Origin of the sequence: Pseudomonas sp. Irchel s3b5 (assembly GCF_900187435.1) — a bacterium.
In the GTDB taxonomy this organism is placed as follows: Bacteria; Pseudomonadota; Gammaproteobacteria; order Pseudomonadales; family Pseudomonadaceae; genus Aquipseudomonas.
Window position 1 is genome coordinate 1 of the sequence record NZ_FYDY01000064.1, and the last position, 1,688, is coordinate 1,688.

General features: G+C 51.2%; 1 protein-coding gene and 1 pseudogene. One reads left to right on the forward strand and one right to left on the reverse strand.

What is annotated here, in order from left to right; all coding sequences use genetic code 11:
* Window positions 1-179, forward strand: a pseudogene (locus CKW15_RS27755) (IS256 family transposase); the annotation flags it as partial.
* A gap of 302 nt (window positions 180-481) precedes the next feature.
* On the opposite strand, the gene CKW15_RS27760 reads toward CKW15_RS27755, so the two are convergent.
* Window positions 482-1,009: a KilA-N domain-containing protein gene (locus tag CKW15_RS27760; protein ID WP_159953418.1), complete on the reverse strand. Its 528-nt coding sequence runs from the start codon at window positions 1,007-1,009 to the stop codon at window positions 482-484.
* Window positions 1,010-1,688 lie beyond the last annotated feature (679 nt).

Sequence of the window (1,688 nt, forward strand, 5' to 3'; positions counted from 1 at the left end):
TGCGCAAGATCATCAAGACCCGAGGTCACTTCCCAACCGACGATGCGGCGACAAAACTGATCTGGCTTGGGCTGCGCAACATCACAGCAAACTGGGGCTCAGCGGCCCATGACTGGAAAAGTGCGATGAATCAATTCGCGATTCTGTACGGAGATCGATTTATCAGGCCTGCCTGGTAAAAGAATGGCCTGCCTAACGGCAGGCCGTTACCGGCCTGCACACAAAATATCTGACAGTCCCAATCATAGATACGTAGTTGCTATCCCAATTCAATACCTCCTTTCGCAAAGCAATACCCGCATGACGCATCGAGAAGTAAACAGCGTCGTGCGAGCAGAGATTATCGTTCTGGCACTCAATGACCACTCTTTTGCCTTGGAAGCTGTAGCAGATCGTGAACCCCATAAGCCAACCATCAACCCCAAAAAGGCAATTAGCCAGTATTTGAAGATAGCTGCCTCCCAAAGAAATGAGTAGCCAGTTATCGGGACACTTTTAGGCCAAGTTCAATTGCCCTCGCTTGGGTGATAGTGCCTCTTGCCACGGCAGCGCGCAGACCCTGCTGGGTGTTCCTGTGAATACGCTTGATGTTCCAGTCACATTTGTCATTGAAGGTGGAATAACGCTCAAGGATGGCGGCGCTATGGTCATTGCCCACGTTGCGCATCTTGTCGGCCACCAGCAAGGCAACCTCAGGCATCTCAAGGATCGCCTCGAAGGCGTCGTAGACCACATCCTCGAACTCCGGGGAGACCCATGCGGCGTATCTGATGGTCGCCTGCTTGGTAGCGAAGGTTCCGTTACCGTTGGAGCTTTCGACTTTACGGGAAGCTGCCAGACGCTTTGCCGCTTTCAGTTCGGCCCACTTACCGGGCCCCTTGGTCTTGGGAAGCTTGAGCGCTTTCCAGATGTCAGTCAGATCCCACATGCCGAAGTCGTTAGCCTTGAAGGCTTGACCCTCAATGATGATGACGTGGGAGGCGTGCTTGTGTTGTATGTCGATTGTCATTTCATGATTTCCTTTTGTTTGCTCTCTGAGTTCGCTCCCACAGACCAGCACACAGGCCCCATGATGGGCTCTGATCGGTGGCACAGAGGGCAAACAGAAAGACTGTGTTTGATGGATGCCCAGCGACAGGCGAGAAAATTCAGCTGAGAGTGAGCTGGTAGTGGCACACTGTTGCGTCCACAACATTGGAAGCAATTGGCTATGAACAAGTGGAACATACCCGCCAGCTTAGAAAGAGAGGTCATTGAGCGGGATGTGTGCTGTGTTTACTGCGGCATTAAATTTGGCTTCTGTGGCACGAGGAAATCTCAATCCTCGTGGGAGCACATAACCAATGACGAGAGAATCATCACGAAGGAAAATATTGTTCTTTGTTGTGTCTCTTGCAACGCGAGCAAGGGTGCAAAGCTCTTGTCGGACTGGATAAACTCTGCCTACTGCAAAAACAAAAACATTACTCCACAGTCAGTTTCCAGCGTTATCCAACATGCCATATTGCACCCGCCGAAATATGTCGACGACACAGCCTAACGTCACGGCAAGAAACCCTAAGGAAATTCTGAAGAAGACTTCCTGATTTTGGCAAAATACCAGGACTCCACCCGCCGAGTTTTCCGATGAAACAGATGACCTTCGCTGACGCCGAGTACGCAGGCAAGCGTAAGCAGACCCGCAAAGA

Bases quoted from the DNA above. Each gene is read 5' to 3' on its own strand.
- CKW15_RS27760 (WP_159953418.1), bottom strand. From the start codon at position 1,009: ATGACAATCGACATACAACACAAGCACGCCTCCCACGTCATCATCATT.